The sequence below is a fragment of the Shewanella sp. 1311 genome, from assembly GCF_059338235.1.
In genome coordinates this window covers 1,979,724-1,996,697 of sequence record NZ_CM181686.1, presented here as the reverse complement: position 1 = coordinate 1,996,697, position 16,974 = coordinate 1,979,724, and the positions used below count along the sequence as shown (strand labels likewise).

At 46.4% G+C, this 16,974-nt stretch carries 19 protein-coding genes; 7 read left to right on the top strand and 12 right to left on the bottom strand.

Annotation, left to right across the window (positions count from 1 at the left end; all coding sequences use genetic code 11):
- Positions 1–158: 158 nt before the first annotated feature.
- Positions 159–1,064, top strand: coding sequence for a 30S ribosomal protein S6--L-glutamate ligase (gene rimK, locus AC5YB3_RS09030; protein WP_006079988.1), 906 nt, complete (start codon positions 159–161; stop codon positions 1,062–1,064).
- Positions 1,065–1,172: 108 nt separating this feature from the next.
- Here rimK and AC5YB3_RS09025 read toward each other — a convergent pair whose 3' ends face one another.
- From AC5YB3_RS09025 to AC5YB3_RS09010, 4 genes are all read right to left on the bottom strand, one after another.
- Positions 1,173–1,865 (bottom strand): TorF family putative porin, encoded by a 693-nt coding sequence (locus tag AC5YB3_RS09025; RefSeq protein WP_259543438.1) that lies wholly within the window; start codon positions 1,863–1,865, stop codon positions 1,173–1,175.
- Between the two features lie 290 nt (positions 1,866–2,155).
- Positions 2,156–2,428: an HU family DNA-binding protein gene (locus AC5YB3_RS09020; RefSeq protein WP_006079990.1), complete on the bottom strand. Its 273-nt coding sequence runs from the start codon at positions 2,426–2,428 to the stop codon at positions 2,156–2,158.
- 159 nt (positions 2,429–2,587) lie between these two features.
- Positions 2,588–3,385, bottom strand: a complete 798-nt coding sequence (locus AC5YB3_RS09015; RefSeq protein ID WP_259504366.1) for a response regulator — start codon at positions 3,383–3,385, stop codon at positions 2,588–2,590.
- Positions 3,386–3,468: 83 nt separating this feature from the next.
- On the bottom strand, positions 3,469–3,849 hold the full coding sequence (locus AC5YB3_RS09010) for a hypothetical protein (RefSeq protein WP_006079992.1): 381 nt from the start codon (positions 3,847–3,849) through the stop codon (positions 3,469–3,471).
- A gap of 127 nt (positions 3,850–3,976) precedes the next feature.
- Here AC5YB3_RS09010 and AC5YB3_RS09005 point away from each other — a divergent pair, with 127 nt between their 5' ends.
- On the top strand, positions 3,977–4,486 hold the full coding sequence (locus AC5YB3_RS09005; RefSeq protein ID WP_107403544.1) for a DUF4240 domain-containing protein: 510 nt from the start codon (positions 3,977–3,979) through the stop codon (positions 4,484–4,486).
- 16 nt (positions 4,487–4,502) lie between these two features.
- Here the strand turns inward: AC5YB3_RS09005 and AC5YB3_RS09000 are convergent, their stop codons facing one another.
- A complete protein-coding gene (locus AC5YB3_RS09000) occupies positions 4,503–4,814 on the bottom strand; it encodes a hypothetical protein (RefSeq protein ID WP_012588644.1) in 312 nt (103 codons plus the stop codon).
- Positions 4,815–4,949: 135 nt separating this feature from the next.
- Positions 4,950–5,258, bottom strand: coding sequence for a hypothetical protein (locus AC5YB3_RS08995; protein ID WP_494526975.1), 309 nt, complete (start codon positions 5,256–5,258; stop codon positions 4,950–4,952).
- 277 nt (positions 5,259–5,535) lie between these two features.
- Between AC5YB3_RS08995 and AC5YB3_RS08990 the strand changes: the two genes are divergently transcribed.
- The gene (locus AC5YB3_RS08990) at positions 5,536–6,060 is read left to right on the top strand and encodes a DUF3016 domain-containing protein (RefSeq protein WP_006079996.1); all 525 of its coding nucleotides are present in this window, start codon (positions 5,536–5,538) and stop codon (positions 6,058–6,060) included.
- A gap of 38 nt (positions 6,061–6,098) precedes the next feature.
- Here the strand turns inward: AC5YB3_RS08990 and AC5YB3_RS08985 are convergent, their stop codons facing one another.
- Both AC5YB3_RS08985 and AC5YB3_RS08980 read right to left on the bottom strand, forming a co-directional pair.
- Positions 6,099–7,856: a GGDEF domain-containing protein gene (locus tag AC5YB3_RS08985; RefSeq protein WP_011845698.1), complete on the bottom strand. Its 1,758-nt coding sequence runs from the start codon at positions 7,854–7,856 to the stop codon at positions 6,099–6,101.
- Between the two features lie 160 nt (positions 7,857–8,016).
- The gene (locus AC5YB3_RS08980; protein ID WP_006079998.1) at positions 8,017–8,325 is read right to left on the bottom strand and encodes a hypothetical protein; all 309 of its coding nucleotides are present in this window, start codon (positions 8,323–8,325) and stop codon (positions 8,017–8,019) included.
- A 48-nt stretch (positions 8,326–8,373) separates the two neighbouring features.
- Between AC5YB3_RS08980 and AC5YB3_RS08975 the strand changes: the two genes are divergently transcribed.
- A complete protein-coding gene (locus tag AC5YB3_RS08975; RefSeq protein ID WP_494526974.1) occupies positions 8,374–9,276 on the top strand; it encodes a TraB/GumN family protein in 903 nt (300 codons plus the stop codon).
- A gap of 34 nt (positions 9,277–9,310) precedes the next feature.
- On the opposite strand, the gene AC5YB3_RS08970 is transcribed toward AC5YB3_RS08975, so the two are convergent.
- A complete protein-coding gene (locus AC5YB3_RS08970; protein ID WP_413471796.1) occupies positions 9,311–10,084 on the bottom strand; it encodes a methyltransferase domain-containing protein in 774 nt (257 codons plus the stop codon).
- A 415-nt stretch (positions 10,085–10,499) separates the two neighbouring features.
- Between AC5YB3_RS08970 and AC5YB3_RS08965 the strand changes: the two genes are divergently transcribed.
- Positions 10,500–11,330: a MaoC/PaaZ C-terminal domain-containing protein gene (locus AC5YB3_RS08965; protein WP_011845701.1), complete on the top strand. Its 831-nt coding sequence runs from the start codon at positions 10,500–10,502 to the stop codon at positions 11,328–11,330.
- Between the two features lie 80 nt (positions 11,331–11,410).
- Here AC5YB3_RS08965 and AC5YB3_RS08960 read toward each other — a convergent pair whose 3' ends face one another.
- A complete protein-coding gene (locus AC5YB3_RS08960) occupies positions 11,411–12,301 on the bottom strand; it encodes an aldo/keto reductase (protein WP_259573655.1) in 891 nt (296 codons plus the stop codon).
- 204 nt (positions 12,302–12,505) lie between these two features.
- Here AC5YB3_RS08960 and AC5YB3_RS08955 point away from each other — a divergent pair, with 204 nt between their 5' ends.
- On the top strand, positions 12,506–14,263 hold the full coding sequence (locus tag AC5YB3_RS08955) for a formate--tetrahydrofolate ligase (protein ID WP_494526973.1): 1,758 nt from the start codon (positions 12,506–12,508) through the stop codon (positions 14,261–14,263).
- Between the two features lie 171 nt (positions 14,264–14,434).
- On the opposite strand, the gene AC5YB3_RS08950 is transcribed toward AC5YB3_RS08955, so the two are convergent.
- Entirely contained in the window at positions 14,435–16,084 is a 1,650-nt protein-coding gene (locus AC5YB3_RS08950) for a mechanosensitive ion channel family protein (RefSeq protein ID WP_494526972.1), read from the bottom strand.
- 236 nt (positions 16,085–16,320) lie between these two features.
- Between AC5YB3_RS08950 and AC5YB3_RS08945 the strand changes: the two genes are divergently transcribed.
- Positions 16,321–16,650: a hypothetical protein gene (locus AC5YB3_RS08945; protein ID WP_071939992.1), complete on the top strand. Its 330-nt coding sequence runs from the start codon at positions 16,321–16,323 to the stop codon at positions 16,648–16,650.
- Positions 16,651–16,770: 120 nt separating this feature from the next.
- On the opposite strand, the gene AC5YB3_RS08940 is transcribed toward AC5YB3_RS08945, so the two are convergent.
- Entirely contained in the window at positions 16,771–16,896 is a 126-nt protein-coding gene (locus tag AC5YB3_RS08940; RefSeq protein WP_086010635.1) for a hypothetical protein, read from the bottom strand.
- Positions 16,897–16,974: the final 78 nt, after the last annotated feature.

Genomic DNA, 16,974 nt, shown 5'->3' with positions numbered 1-16,974 from the left:
GTCTCGAACTATTTCAATAGCATAGTGATTTCGTCTGGTGAGGAATATTTTCTTGCTTTACACTGAGCAATAGACAAATATCAGCCCCTTTTTCTGTCGCTGTGCTTTTAGTGCCGCAGAACGGTTTATTCACTCATGCTTAAGTTGGTCACTCAGCAATGAAAATAGGTATTTTATCCCAATTCCCCCAGTTGTATTCGACACAACGTTTAGTGGAGGCTTGTCAAAGCCGCGGACATGAAGCGGTTGTGATCAATACACTGAACTGCTACATGAATATTAATTCCATTAAGCCTAGCATTCATTACGAAGGCACTGAATTAGTTGGCTTTGATGCCATCATTCCGCGTATTCATGCCAGCGTGACTTTTTATGGTTGTGCCGTTGTTCGTCAGTTCGAAATGATGGGCGTGTATGCGGCGAATGATTCAATCTCTATTGCGCGTTCTCGGGACAAATTGCGGGCGCTGCAATTGCTCTCCCGTAAAGGGATTGGCATGCCAGTGACAGGCTTTGCCAATAAGCCGAATGACATCCCCGATCTCATCAATATGGTGGGCGGCGCTCCGTTAGTCATTAAGTTACTCGAAGGTACTCAAGGGATTGGCGTGGTATTAGCCGAGACGAAAACGGCTGCTGAGAGCGTGATAGAAGCATTCTTGGGGCTGAAAGCGAATATCTTAGTGCAGGAATACATTAAAGAATCCAATGGCAGTGATATTCGTTGTTTTGTTGTCGGTGACAAGGTCATCGCCTCTATGAAGCGCCAAGGACCCGAGGGTGATTTTCGCTCCAATCTGCATTTGGGCGGCTGTGGTGAGGTGGTTAAAATCACTGCTGTGGAACGTAAGATGGCGATTGCGGCGGTGAAAGCGATGGGATTGGTGGTCGCTGGGGTGGATATTTTACGCTCTAACCGTGGCCCTTTGATCCTTGAGGTGAATTCGGCGCCCGGTATTGAAGGGATTGAACAAACCACTGGGATTTCGGTGACTGAGCCCATTGTTGAATATATCGAGAAAATGGTCGCAGCCCGTAAAACCAACAGACCCATCATTGCCTAATGGATGATTGTGATAAGACAACGCCACCGTTTAAGGTGGCGTTTTTTTATGCTTAGGGCTTAGATGTTAGGCCTTAGGCCTTAGACGTAAGACCCTAAATGTTAGACCTTAGAGATCAAAGCTGTAGGAATAGCCGAGTACCAGTTTGGCATCATCATCGGTGAGGTCGGTATCAGAAACCATAAACGACACTGTGCCCATGCTGGTATCTGCGCTGAGTGTGACGTTATAGTCGGCATAGTTATCTTCACCAAACCAAGATTGCACAACATCACCGCTTGAGTAGCCATAGTGCACTGATAAGCTGAGTTTTTCAGTGAGAGGCACAGAGACAGTCGCGGCAAGATAGCTAAGATCTTTATTATCTAACGGATCGGCGGCGACATCGTCACCGGCATTGATGACATGGGAGTAACCCAGTTCAAGCCACTTCCAAGTCACTGCAGCATGGAGTTCACCAAAATCAATGCTGCCAGGAGCGTCTGGATAGGCGTAGTAGAGGTAGCCAAAGTCGTAGCTGATGTCTTCGGTAATACTGCCACCATAACCCGCGTAGAGATCCAGCTCGTAGCTCGTATCGTCACCAAAATCTACATTCGATGCCCAAGTGCCAGCATAGAAGCCAGAATCATGGCTGTAGTCAATCCCACCTTGGATTGCGACCGCATCTTTAGTTTGGGTCGCGCCGCGCCATAGGTAATTAGAGGTACCACCAATGTTGCCTGATACGGCTGCAAAGGCATTGCCAGCCAGTAACATTCCCGTCGATAAGGCCAAAACGCTGTACAGTGATTTCTTCATGCTCATCCCCTCGATTGACTTATTTATCGATTCACCAGTGGCACACTTAAGTAAGCAGTGGTCATTAGTGCATCTTGGTTTTTTTCTAAGAAGGGATTTGCTAATCACATGCCACTATTACAATTCTATGTAAAACAAGATATTAGAATATCAAGTGTTAATAAAATGTTTTTATTTGCCAGTTTATGGGGCAGAGGCGCACTCTTGTTGTGCAAAAAATATTCAGCGTTTCACTGGGATAGGGCAAAAAAAACGCCTCACAATGGAGGCGTTGTTTTGAATTTTCTAGCTTAGTTTACGCTGTCGCGTAGGGTCTTACCCGCTTTAAACTTAGGTACAGTCGCTTCAGCGATTTGAATTTCTTTACCTGTTTGTGGGTTACGGCCGGTGCGAGCTGCACGAGTCGCAGTTTCAAACGAACCGAAGCCTACGATGGAGATTTTGTCACCATTTTTCATTGATTCGGTAATGGCTGCTTCAAAAGACTTCAATGCGCGTGCGGCTTCTACTTTCGTTAGATCGGCATTTTCTGCAATTTTGGCGATAAGTTCAGTTTTGTTCATTTTTATTGTCTCTTCTTTCCGTAGATTTATTTGAAATAAGCGTGCCTAACATGCCATAAGGTTTAGCGCTTGGAAAGCCTTTTGCGTCTAAGGTGCCGCAGGATGTTCGGTAAAGCGCAGAATATTTGCTCAGTTCGTGACTTAAGTTTTATTCTGGTTTTATTCTTCTAACAGTTGATAGAGTAATTTTTTAACCAATTTGGGTTCAAAGGGTTTGTCACATAAGGCATTCACACCCGCTTGGGACACATTGCTGAGGTGGGTATCGTTGGCTTCGGAAGACACCATCAAGATGGGAATATGCGATTGTTGGCTTTCATTGCGGATATATTGAGTCAGCGCAAGGCCATCTACGCTTGGCATATTGTAGTCAGTGATCACTAAGTCAAACATATTGTTTTTCATCAACGCTATGGCCTGTGCACCATCTTCGGCCTCGGTAATCAGTTTCATCCCTAAGTTACCGATAGTGCGTTTAATAACGTTTCTTGCCATGCGGCTATCATCGACCACTAATACGCGCACATCCTGCACATCGAAATTACTGAGGTCGAGTTCATCGTGGCTGAGCAGATCGATTGTGGCATTTAAGGCTGTGGCTAAATGCTCGGCACTGAAGGGCTTAGGCAGGATAGCGACCACACCCGATTGGCGGAATATCTCAAGTTGCTCACGGCGACACTCGCTCGAGACCAGCATAAATTGAATATCTTTGCAGTCAGCGCTAGCCCTTAAGTAGCCTAAGAGATCGATGGCGGTGCCATCATCAAAATGCATGGCGCTGGCGATAAGATCGGGTTTGTGGCGAGCAATAATATCTTTAGCCGCTTCAATGTTTTCTGCGGTTTGAATGCTGAGAATGCCTTCCTGTTGTAAGCGTTGAATAATAATTCGACGCTGGATATCTGAAGGTTCTACCAAAAGAATGGAAAGTTCGCTGGGCGATAAATGGCTCATAGTCTACTTCAAGTTAAGAGTCGCAAGTATTTTATTGGGTCGCTAAACTACGCTATTAGTAACAGCTTAGCAACAAATGTCCATTACTGCGTTTGACGGGTCAAATAATGACTCGTGACCTTAGAAAATGCGATCCAATATTGCAGGAGTAAAATGACAATAATGCTTATCGTCAGCGGCAACATAGGAATATTGTGACCAGAAACAATCACTTTTACATCTTCAGGGGTTATACGATAGGCAATAATCGCTGTAATGCCTAGGGCGGAAAATCCTAAGGTTTGCATGCCGATATAAATCTTCAATACTAAGCTCGACCACGGCGTGCGCATCATTATGCCAACGAGCACGGGGAGTACGCCTAGGGTGAAGACATCAAAGGATTGCGTTGTCACAGCCCGTAAAAGTGCGGCAATGCTGAAGAGGCAATATAAAGAGATCAGTAGCATAAGACGTTTAGGCATAGATGTATGTGTAGACAGGTAGCTAAGAAGATGAGCAAGTGTAGGAAATGCCCTAATCCGAGTCCAGCATAACCTTAATATCGTGTAGAATATGCCTTTTTGCGAAAGGCTCTAATAGGTGAAGTTTATGACAGAAGTTGAGTTTTGGGGTTTAGTCACGCGAACGGAAGCGGCGCAATCACAGGAGTCTTTGACTCAAGCACTGAAGCAGAAACTCGCCGAACTGAGTAATGAAGAGTTAAAAGCCTTCGATAAAATCTTTGGTCAGCAGATGCGCCGGAGCTATTTGTGGTCGGTGTGGGGGGCGGCTTACATTATTACTGGCTGTGATTCTGAATATGCTTTTGCCGAATTCAGGTGTTTTTTGATTTCACTCGGCAAAGAAATCTACGATGGTGTAGTCAATCAGCCTGATACTTTAGCGCGTTTAGCCGCTTGGCCTGAGCGAGATGCCTATGCTTATCCTTTTGTGGATGAGTACGATCTTATTGCTGGGCAATTATACGAAGATAGAACCGGTGATGAGTTGCCCTTTATGCCATCGGGCAAGGCGACGCCCGTAGGGAAAAAATTTAGCACTAAGTCCAAGGATTTAAAGCAACAATACCCTGAGCTCAGCGCCCGTTTTCCATTTTAATCTTGGTCATCGCTTATTAGCGTAAGCAGGCATTGGTTGTGACATCGAAGGTCATGCCGTATTTAGGGCAGATGTCATTCATAAACTCATGTTCTTGCACGGTTAATTGCTGAGTAAAATCTTGCTTAAGCTGCTCAGTCATTTGGTTTTCAGCCGCATGTTGCGTCTTAGCCAATTTGCTAAAATGAGCGTTAACCGCCTGTTGTTGGCTGATGGTCAATGGCGCCGCATGGCTTGAAAGACTTATGCAAGTTCCGATCGTTAGCAGGGCTAGTAAAGCAAATTTATGTGAGTAAGAATTTGATAAGTTAGCTATTTTTAGGTTCATAGGTAAGCTCCAAGTTAAAAATTACGTTTAACACGTCAGTTCTAAATCGTGCATCCTTAGACGGTAAAGAAAACGAGTTGTACTGTGAGGGGCTTAGCTTATTGTATAAATATTGAACCTATGCTGAACGGTTAGTTAGCGCTCATTCTTCATTTCTTTGCATTGAAACCCTTGCTTGCGAGTATCGAACTGGCACATAGAACCACATTCCCAAGGTACATCGTCGTAAAAGGCCGATTGTTCGCGTGCAAAATCGCGGCAGGTCTCATAGCTATCAAAGTTATCCGTTTTTTTATACTTTCCAGAGTCATAGCCATGGTTATAGATAAAGGCTGACCAAGTTTTAGGGCCGGTATTTTTATCACTCGGGGAGATAAACCAAATCGCACTAACCACGCAGGTAAACAGGATAAGAATGAACACAGATACAACGGGGAATTTCATTTTTATTAAGTGAGCCATGTAAACAATAGCGGAAGGATAACGTTTTTTTTGTGGTTATGCGCGTAAAATGTTCACAAATTGATAACTATGCACTTACTTAGTGCAGTCTCGATACAAAGAGATACGTGTCAATTGTGGTTATCAGATAAAATTTACGTATTTATACAAAAGCTTACACAGCATTAGCTGTACTTATATCAGTTTTGCGTTAAGCTCTAGTTCAGGTTAGATTTTGTACTGTGGTTCTCAGAAAGTTATCTAGGCCTTGGAGGCAAACATGAAAATTCAGTCCCTTTTACTCGCAGGTGTATTAAGTTGCAGTGCGGCTTGGGCGGCCGATGAAGCGCCAGTGAATCCCGTCACCGAAGATGGGGTGGTTAAAATTGTTTGGCAAAGTCCTAAGGATTTTCGCGATATCAAATCATCGGGGGAAATCCAATCCCGCTATGAGAAGCGCTTATTTGAGACCTTAACAGAAAACATCAATAAAGAAGCGGCGAAGATTTTAAAGCCGAATCAAAAGCTTGAAATGACGATCACCGATGTTGATCTGGCGGGGGATATGCGCCCAACCTTTGGTGCGACCGCCAATGATTTACGCATTGTTAAAGAAATCTATCCACCGCGTATGACTTTTTCCTATCAAGTTTTGGAAAACGATAAAGTGATTATTGCGGGCGATGAAAAACTGTCGGATATGGGTTTCATGGATGGGATTAAATCTTTAACTGATAAACCTTTTATGTACGAAACCAAAATGTTGACTGATTGGTTAAAGAAGACGATTGCCCCACAACTTTAATCGTCAATCTTTCAATCGTTAAATCGGTCACTCAAGACTCAAGCACTGAGCGCTTGAGTTTCGATAGTAAGGTGATTTTCTAACAGGTAAAATCCGTTATTCGCGGATTTTGCCTGTTTTTTTGCCCGGGCACTTAAGGTCGACAGGCTGTGTTCATTGGCGTTAAAGGTCAGTGCTGGTGGCAAGATACCCACGCACAGGCTGATCAATTGATGGTAGCAGGCTTCGCCTTGTCTATCGTCGGCGAGCATCTCTTGCGCTTGCCAATGCTCGGCGCTGTAAAACAAATGCTTATGGGTTTCAAAGTCCGCTAGAATTCGTTGGCAACGGCTGATCATATGTTCACAGGTGCTGATAATCACAAAGTCATCGCCGCCCACATGGCCGATAAAGCAATTGTCACTTTTATATTTCAGTAACAGATTAGTCACTTCACAAATCACTTCATCGCCGCGACAAAAGCCATAAATATCGTTATAGGGCTTAAAGTTACATAAATCAAAATAGGCTAGATAAAAGTGTTTCTTTTGGATTTTAAGGCGTTTTAATTCCTCCTGAATGGGCACATTGCCCGGCAAGTCTGTCAGAGGATTTGCATGGCGGGCCATCTTAATTCTGTGCTCTGTGATCCTTTGCAGTAAATCTTTGGTGTGGCCTATGCCGAGCAGTTTGCCACGGCGAAGTATGATGAACTGCTGAGCGACCGTATTGGCCGTCTCTGAGGTCAGCAATTGGCTCACAGTAGATAAGGGTTCGTTGGCTTCAATTTGGATGACCTGCGGGTCCATCACTTCACTTACGGCATGATTCTCATGCAAGGCACGACCATAGGGCGTACTGAAAAGTTCGAGTAAGGTCGCGCGGCTGATAATCCCCAGCGGTAACTGATTATCGACCACAACCACTGCCTGCAGTGCGGGTTGCGAGCTAAAGGTGTCACTTAAAAATTTGAGTTTGAGTGTAGGCGCAACTGTGATGGCATTCGTGCACAGACTTTCGGCGGATTCGCTGTATCTAGGTTGAATCTGAGTATTGTTTGGCACTAAGGTCGCTTTCATCGCGCGGCAGGGGAGCACTTCTGGGCGACCAAGCAAATAGCCTTGGCAATAGACGATACCCAGTTGTTTGAGTACGGCTAATTCCTCTTGCGTTTCAATCCCTTCTGCTATCACTTTGCAGGTTAAGCTTTGGCATAACTCCACAATTGAGCGGACAAACTCTTGTTTGACGGGGGTCGAATCAATTTCATGGATAAAGTGGCGGTCGATTTTGACATAGTCGGGCGACAATTCTGACCAGAGTCTTAGGCCTGAATAACCCGCACCTAAGTCATCGATGGCCGTTAAAAAACCTTGGCTGCGATAATGATTCAAGCAAGATTTGAGTAAGTCGATATCATCGGCGGGATATTGCTCTGACAGCTCAATCACCACCTGCGATGGCGCTATGCCGAGTTGTTGCAATAGCTGTAAGGTCATGCCCTTGGGGTGCGCGGGATCTAATAATGCCTTGGGTGAAATATTGATAAACAGCTTGCCTTGAAACTGACGCAGCTTAAATTGCTCGAGTGAAATGCGCCGACAAAGGGTTTCTAACTCGCTTAACTTGCCTTCATGCTCTGCTGTCTGAAATAGCGGCACTGGAGAGTATAACGGGCTGTGTTCAGGGCCGCGGCTCAAGGCTTCAAAACCGTGGATTTTATGTTCTAATATATTGAAAATTGGCTGAAATAAGGGATTAATTGCCGATTTAGAAATTATCTTATCGAGCTCTTTAGCCAGATCTAAACTTGTCATTACGTCAGCCCTTTCGTCTATGTGAGCGGAGTCTATGACTTAGAAATGACAAAATGATGACAATTTTGAGGGAGCTTAGCGCTAGCTATGCGGGGGTTTTGAGTGGATAGCAGATGAAAAGAGCTGAAGGCTACTGGCGAGTTTCAGCTCTTCATCTAGGTTAGCTTTGTGTCTTAAAGGCCTGCAGCGTTTGCAGTAAAGCACCGAGCTGGCGCACATAGGTTTCAAGTTCTTTAGGATCGAGCGCCTCGTATTCTTCCATGCGAGTTAAGTCATCGACCAACTCTTGTACATAGGGCAGAAAACGATTACTCGAAGCGATAAAACCTTGTTCTGCCGTGAATATGCTGGTGAAGTTTCCATGGCCAGCTTTCTTTAGCTCATCTAACTTAGCGTCGGCGTCTATGGCTTGGCGATAGGCGATTTGAAGATTCTCTTTCAGTTGCTCTATAACCTTGGTATGTGGCATAACAGCGTCTCATTGCAAAATTTGCAGGAATTATAAGGGGCAAAGGATATGGCAACAAGCCAATGGCGATTAATTGCATCAATCTGTTTTCTGGCATTGACGGGTTGGAGCACCAAAGCGGTGAGTGCCGAAACCGATAAGCCGCCATTTTATCAAGTGCAATGGCAAGGAAAGAGCGCGTATCTACTGGGTTCGATTCATATTGGACGTGCCGATTTTTATCCTTTACCCACCCAAATTGAAACCGCGCTTGGCAAAGCGAAGGGCTTAGTCGTGGAAGTCGATATGAATAAAGCCGATATCAATGCCTTGCTGCGCCAATACGGCCGCGCCGATAAAACCAAAGGTTTAGATTGGCAGAGCCGAGATAAACAAACGGTTGAGAGCATGACGCCTTACTGCGCTGCCACGGCGAATGTTTGTCAGTCGATTCAATCCTTCGCGCCTTGGCTGCAAGCCACGCAAGTTAACTTAATACGTTATAACAACTTAGGTTACAGCACGGATTATGGCGTTGATATGCAGTTGATGGCCCGTCATGCGGCTTTACCTGTGTATCAGTTAGAAACCGCCGAGTCGCAATTTCAGTTATTAGCGTCCTTTGATAGCCAAGCGCAGTGGTCTATGGTGCGTGAGGCGATTAGTACGTCGGATACAGATCTTTTATCGTTAATTGCGGCTTGGCGTTCGGGTAATGAAGCTGAGCTTGATAGCATAATGCAGGAGCAAATGGGCGGCGAGGGCGACACTAAGATGCTAGAGAAAATCCTCTGGCGGCGAAACCATGTGATGGCCGACGGCATTATAAAGTTAATGGGCTCGACTGAAATAACTTCACCATTATTTGTGGTGGTTGGCGCGGGTCATGTGGTGGGCGATAAAAGTGTGGTGCAACTGCTAGAGCAAGCAGGCGCCAAAGTGAGCGCCTGCTGGAAACAGACTTGCGAGTAATCGCTTAGGACACAGGGTTTATAACCATGCGGGTTTAAACTGCGGGGCTTTGCCCTAAAAAGTGCACATATCGGCCGAGGGAAATGTAGGGCTCGCGTTGTGAATACTCGAGCTCCATTTGCAGCAGTTTTTGATAATCGAAATCCACTGGCTGACTCTTTTTCAAATAGTCGTGGATCACCCGCACGCCGGACTGGCTGATGAGTGACATTTGCCAGTCGCTAAACCACTCTTTAACCTCTTGAATATAAAGTGGGTGCGTGGGTGTTAGCCGCACTTTCTTTTTCACTTTTAAATCTGCGGCGACGTAATCGAAATTACCCGACACTAAGGCATGAAAACGCATGGCCTCTTTGTTGTAAAACATCAAAGAGAATATTCCCGCAGGTTTAAGCATAGTGAGTAGGCCCGCTACAGTGGGCTTAGCATCCGTTAACCATTCGACGACCGCATGGCACAATATGATATCGAAATAGCCATGGTGCTCGACTGACAGAGCTTGAATAGGCGCATGGATAAGCTGGATAGCTAATGGTTCAGGCGAGGCATCTATCTGCTCTTGCGCTTGCGCCAACATCTCCGCTGAGATATCGCACAGCACCACTTCGTGGCCGAGGCGGGCCAATTTTTGGCTAAAGTAACCAAAACCACCGCCTGCATCTAATACTCTGAGTTTTCTATTCCCCAGTTTTGCTAGCGCAGGTGCGAGGTCGCGCCACAGTACCGCGGCACGAATGTCGCCTTTAGGCGTACCATAAATGTTTTTCGCAAATTTTTGCGCGAGCTTGTCAAAATTCTTATCTTGCACGTGATAACTAGGTTAAAGAGAGTGGAACGATAGTGTGGCACAGACGTAAATTTTTCGCACTCAGGAGATGTTATTGCCGAGTCGAGATGGACAGATTTACATCGTGATATTTTAATCTATTGATTTTATTGGTAGTAATTATTCCTACTAAACTTAGGGATACACAGAACTCTGTCCTCTGGGTTATAATCACGCCGTTTTCGACAAACCTGACTCTATAGTTGTCCATTCGGTGAGTCAGCATCAGCCCTTATTAAGACGCAGCGTGGCCTGTTTTACACTCGTTATCAACTTGATTGAGCAGACGTTACTCGTCTGTGAGGGGTAATTTATGGCAATGCATTTATGTGCCAAGGGATAGTTAATTAAAAGGTACTCAGACTTGAATAATGCATATTGTGTTGAATTGAACGCGATGCCGTCGCTGTTTTCTCTTTATCGCAAGATCTTCTTTGGCCGTAAGCCGGGTTGGGATCAGCAACCGCTGCCCCATATTAAGGTGACCGCGCCGCATGTGACTGTGTCTGAAACTAAAGTAAGCCAATATGCGCAGGTGTGTGGTTTTCAATTTGACGGTAAAGTGCTGCCGCCAACCTATCTCTATGTGATGGCATTTCGCCTGCATGCGGTGATTTTTACCCACGACGGCATCACTTTCCCGCTGCTTGGGATGATCCACCTTAAGAACCGCATTCAAGTGTATCGCCCAGTGACGGTTGACGAGACTTTCTCCCTCGAGTGCGCCTTGACCACAAGCCGTGAGACTGATTCAGGCTTAGAGTTTGAATTTGTGTCTAAGGCGTTTGTGGGTGAAGAACTCGTTTGGGAATCGCTATCCACCTATTTATATCGTATCGATGTTGCTGGACGTCGGGTTCGTCCACCTAAAGCCATTGATATGGCGTGGGAAACGCCGCAAAGCTGGCGCTTGAGTGAAGATTTAGGCCGTCGTTATGCTAAGGCGTCTGGCGACTATAACCTGATCCACTTGCATCCTGTGCTCTCAAAGCGTTTTGGTTTTGATCGCGTGCTCGCCCATGGTATGTGGTCTAAGGCCCGTTGTTTGGCGGAGTTGATGCCAAGCATTGGCGATCGTCCATTTACTGTGGATGTGACCTTTAAACTGCCACTGTTGATGCCTGCTGATGTCGGGTTTGGCTATGAGCAGAACACCGATAATATGGTATTTGAATTACGTGACAGCAAAGGCCGCCGCCCGCATTTAAGTGGCGATGTGCAGTTTTAAGTCGCACTCAATAATGCATACAACAACGGCGCCTTCTGGCGCCGTTGTTGTTTATGGTTGTTGCGTTTGGGAGGTGAAAATTAAGGTACGCTGTGACCCATAGATGCCTGCCAAATACTGAACCATTGCTGGCGATCGAGCTGGATCTCATTGGAGGCAACGGCACTCTTGATCCGCTCGATATTGCCACTGCCGATAAGCGGCACGGGTCGGCTTGGTAGCATACGAACCCAGGCATAAATCACTTGGCTAATATCTTGAGTTCCCACTTGCTCGGCGATGAGCTTGAGGGTTTGATGCAAGCGAACCGCCTGTGGATTAGTGGTTTCAAAAATCTTTCCGCCGGCTAAGCACGACCAAGCCATAGGCCGAATACGACGTTGCTGACACAAATCGAGCGTACCGTCGTGTAGGGTGCTCATCGCTAGTGGCGAGAGTTCCACTTGATTGGTGACTAAAGGGGCATCTAAGCGCGATTGCAACAAGAAGAACTGTGCATTGGTGAAGTTCGATACGCCAAAATGCTGCACTTTACCTGCTTGCTTGAGGATCTTAAATGCCTCGGCGACCGCATCAGCGTCCATCAGGGGATCGGGTCTGTGGATCAGCAGCAGATCTAAATAATCGGTATTGAGCTGCTTAAGGGAATGCTCGACGCTGGCAATAATATGCTCACAGGAGGTGTCGTAGTGATTAACGTAGCGCTCAGGGCGGCAGGCAAACGCGGGTTTAATACCGCACTTACTGACCATTTGCATCTGTTGGCGCAGTGCAGGCTTTAAGGCTAATGCCTCGCCAAACAAGGTTTCGCATTGATATTGGCCATAAATATCAGCGTGATCCATGGTGGTCACGCCTAGTTCTAGGTATTGCTCAATCAGGCTAAGGCGCTGCATGGGCGTCATGTCCCAGCTTTCCATTCGCCAGAAACCAGCAACAAATTCAGAAAAAGTAAAATGGGACTCGCTCATGCTGTTCCTCTTTGGGACTGTGTGCTTTTGATTTATAGGGTGCAGGGCAAAATATTTGATGCAGATTAAGGAATCGCTCATTAACCCTTTCGATGGCTATATATCTTAAAGCCAATCACCTAATATCCGCCCTATTCAATGAGTGTTGTGCTTAGCAACCCCTCATACTAAACCAAAGCGTATCTGAAAGGGAGAAATCGACGCATGCTGACAGATATGGATATTTCGAGTCGCGCAAGCCTTAAAAACATCACCGAAATTGGCGCCGACTTAGGCCTGTTACCCGAAGAGATGATGCTATTTGGTCACACTAAAGCCAAGGTGGAGCTCAGTGTGTTGCAGCGTTTAGCGGGGCAACGCAAAGGTAAATTGATTATCGTCACCGCAGTTACGCCTACGCCCCACGGCGAAGGTAAAACGGTGACGAGCATTGGCTTAACACAATCGTTAAATGCCATAGGCCAAAAGGCCTGTGCTTGTATTCGCCAGCCTAGCATGGGACCTGTGTTTGGGGTGAAAGGCGGTGCTGCGGGTGGCGGTTATGCTCAAGTGGTGCCCATGCAGGAGATGAACTTACATCTCACGGGTGATATTAATGCCGTCAGCAGTGCCCACAATTTAGGGGCCGCGGCGATTGCGGCGCGGCTATTCCACGAGACGCGCTTAGGTAAAACAGAATTTGAAGCGCAATCTGAACAAGCGTTTTTGGCTATCGATCCCAACGAGATCCGCTGGCACCGAGTGGTCGATCATAATGATCGCTGCCTTAGACAAATTCATGTGGGCTTAGGTGATAATAACGGCCCAGAGTACGAATCCAGTTTTGATATTACCGCCGCCTCTGAGTTGATGGCGATTTTAGCCTTAAGTCATGATTTGGCGGATATGCGGTCGCGGATCGGTCGTTTAGTGCTGGCCTTAAATACCCAAGGGCAAGTGATTACCGCCGAAGACTTAGGTGTCGCTGGGGCGATGACGGCCATCATGGCCGATGCGATAAAACCGACGTTAATGCAGACCTTAAATGGCTCGCCTTGTCTGATCCATTCGGGCCCTTTTGCCAATATTGCCCACGGTAACTCGTCGATCATTGCCGATGATATCGCCCTTAGGCTGGCGGACTTTGTGGTGACTGAAGGCGGTTTCGGCTCGGATATGGGCTTTGAAAAGTTCTGTAATATCAAGGTGCGTCAATCGGGTCAGGCGCCAGCCGCCGCGGTGTTGGTGACGACTTTAAAAGCGCTGAAGGCCAATAGTGGCTTGGCAACTGAGGTGGATAGCAATGTATCAAATATCCATGTGCCAAACATCAGTGCGACAAATATCAATGCCCCAGAGCAGGCTCGACTCGAAGCAGGCTTTGCAAATTTAAACTGGCATATCAACAATGTGGCGCGTTATGGCATTCCTGTGGTGGTTGCTATTAACCGTTTCGCCACTGATTCCGATGCTGAGTTGCAATGGCTAATCGAAGCTGTCAACGCGAGTGCTGCCTTTGGCTGTGAAATTAGCGATGCCTTCATCCAAGGGGAAGCGGGCGCTATCGCCTTAGCACAAACTGTGGTTCGCGCCGCTGAAACTGAAAGTCAGTTCAAACTGTTATATCCAGATGAAGCGTCATTAGAGGCTAAGTTATCCACCTTAGCCGAAGTGGGTTATGGCGCTGCAGGCGTGAGTCTTTCTATCGAGGCGAAACAGCAGGCACAGCAACTGACCGCGCTTGGCTATGGACATTTGCCTTTGTGTATGGCCAAAACGCCGTTATCCATTAGCCACGATCCTAGCTTAAAGGGTGTACCTAAGGATTTTGTGGTGCCAGTGCGAGAGTTAGTGTTACATGCGGGGGCGGGATTTATAACTGCCTTAGTGGGTAATGTGATGACTATGCCAGGCCTTGGGCTTAAACCGGGATACTTGAAAATCGATATTGATGCCAAAGGTGAGATAGTCGGTTTAGGCTAACGTTTAGATTCAAAACTAACATTTCAATGAAAACTCACGCTTAGATGCAAAAGCGCTGCAGAGATAAAAAAGGGCGAGCTTGCTGCTACGCCCTTTGACTCTGATTTAACGTGCTTATACTGGTTTAACGCTTTAGCTGGTTTTAACGTTTTAGCGCTGGTTTTAGAAAGGTTACTTCGTGGTTTGATAGATATGCACATCGCGCTGCGGGAACGGAATGCTGATCCCTTCGGCGTCGAATCGCATTTTCACTTCACGGGTAATGTCCCAATACACTTCCCAATAATCTTCCGGTTTCGCCCAAGGGCGCACGATAAAGTCGACCGAAGACTCACCCAGCAGATGCAGTTTAATCGTTGGCGCTGGCAGTGCCTGTACTTTGGGATGCGCCTCGACGATGGATTTGAGAATCGCTTCAGCATGTTCGATATTGTCGCTGTAACCAATACCAAATGTCATATCCACTCGACGTTGGTGCTCGGCCGTGATGTTGTTAATAGTGTCGCCCCAAATCTTATTGTTAGGAATAATAAGACGTTGGTTATCCATGGTTTTAATCGTAGTCGAGACGAGACTCATGTGGCTTACTCGACCCGTGACACCAGCAGCGTTGATCAAATCACCCACATCGTAGGGACGATAAATTAAGATCATCATGCCAGAGGCAAAATTCGACAGGGTATCTTGCAGTGCAAAACCAATAATCACCCCCGCAATACCAAAGCCTGCGAGTAGCGGCCCAAGTTCGATCCCAAGCTGGGATAGGGCGACCAAGAGTCCTATGGTAAAGACGGCTTTGCCTGATAGCGACGTGAAGAAGTCTTGTAATAACTTGCTCAAATTCAACTTAGAATTGCTAACGGTATTCTTCACTATCTGTTTGGCTAACTTGCCGGCGAGACCCGCGATAATTAAGATCAAGCAGAATACAAACAACTTAAACACGACGGTAGGGCCATGATTTATCGCTTGTTCCTGCGCCGTGTTCAGCCACTGCTCGACTAAGCTCGAGGCCACATCAAAGCTCAATACGTCCTGAGTAATATCGCCTGACACACTAAACAAGGTCTTTTTCAGCGCGGCGGTATCTTGGCCTAAAGCATCGAGTAAGTTGATGTCGATATTTAAGCTTTGGCTATTTTGGGCCAAGCGTTCCTTTAGCATCATCACATGGCTAGTTTGCGCCGACGTGACATCTTTACCGGCATTGGTTGCGGTATCGACCGCAGCTTGCAGTTGCTGCTGAGTGTAAGTCACTAAGCTTTCAAGCATATCTGCACGCGCAATCAAAATTTGCAGCAGGGACTTTTGTGCTTCGCTAATATCTTGGCCAACCTGTTCGAGCCAATTGAGTGTCTCGAGTTGCTGTTTGTAATAGGTGTCTTTGTCTAATTCGCGCTTAGAGATATCGAGCAGAATCGCATCATCTGTACCCGAGCCTAGTTGCAGCTCCAATTTATCAATGTTGTCATCGATATAGGTATCAATCTGTTGGATGTAGTTCAATTGCCCTTGGATTAATGGCTGCAGAAAAGCACTGTCGATCGGCGTTGCTTCGAGCAAATCTTTAATCTTATTACGTAACTGTAACGTTTTGTTTTGAATGCGATATTCGACAATCGTTTTCAACTCACCTTTGGCATATTTCAGCTTATGGATATCGGTATCGATAGCTTGTTGCAACATAGCCAGTTCGGCTTTGACCGCCACAGGTGTGGTTGATGTACTTTCGATTGCCGCGACAGGTTCGGCTTGCGCTGGGGATGAGAGACTTAATAATGGGATAAACAGGGCAAACACTAGAGCGAGGTAGCGATGCATAGGTGTGATCTTAAATAGAAATATGTCTGAGTATGATAGTGGCTGCCGGATTGACTGTAAAACGTCGTCGAGTGAAATTTGCTTCGGAGCTAAGTTTTTTTGCCGCGGGGGTTTGCTTTAGGGCTCGTGGTTTTATCCGCATTTTCGACAAGATTAGCCTTTTATCAGTATTTGCAGGCCGCACTCTGGCAGGGATCTGGTAAACTTGCGCATCGCTATTTAGGAATCGTGTTTTCATGTTGTGTTCCCATTGTAATCAGTACATCAAGGTCAGTGACATCACCCAACAAAGAGGCAAAGGCTTCGACGCCCAAGTGCGTTGTCCCTACTGCACCGCTTGGTTAGGCCGTAGCCCAACATTGGCTAAGCTTAAGTTATTAGGCTTTTATTTGAGTGTGTTTACAGCGGGATACAGTTATTTCGATGCCTCAGTGCGGCACTTTGCGATCCCTGTGATGATTTTTTCGCTGATGTTGTTGTTCGTGAGTCACTTTATGGACCAAGTGATCACCATTGAAGCGCCGGAACCCGTCGATGATAGTGACCAAAGACAGAAGTACCGATAACAAAGCAATAAGACAATCTGCTGAGGCAGAAATGATTCGAGCGCCTATAGTGGGCGCTCAAGGTATAGCGAAAAAGGAGTTTACCCAGGCGAATTACCGCCACAGAGTGTGACTCCAGGTTTACTGAACGACTTGTTCTTGGGCCGCTAAGGAATGCTCAACGTAATAAATTCCACCAAATATCACCACGCTGAAAATCACTATCCCTAAGATAAGCCCTAAGTTTTCACGAAAAAATGCTAGCATGAGAGTTGCCTTTTGGTGGTTAAAAACGGACGCCATATCGAGCTCAATTTCGCCGTTGTGCTCGCTGACATAAAAACT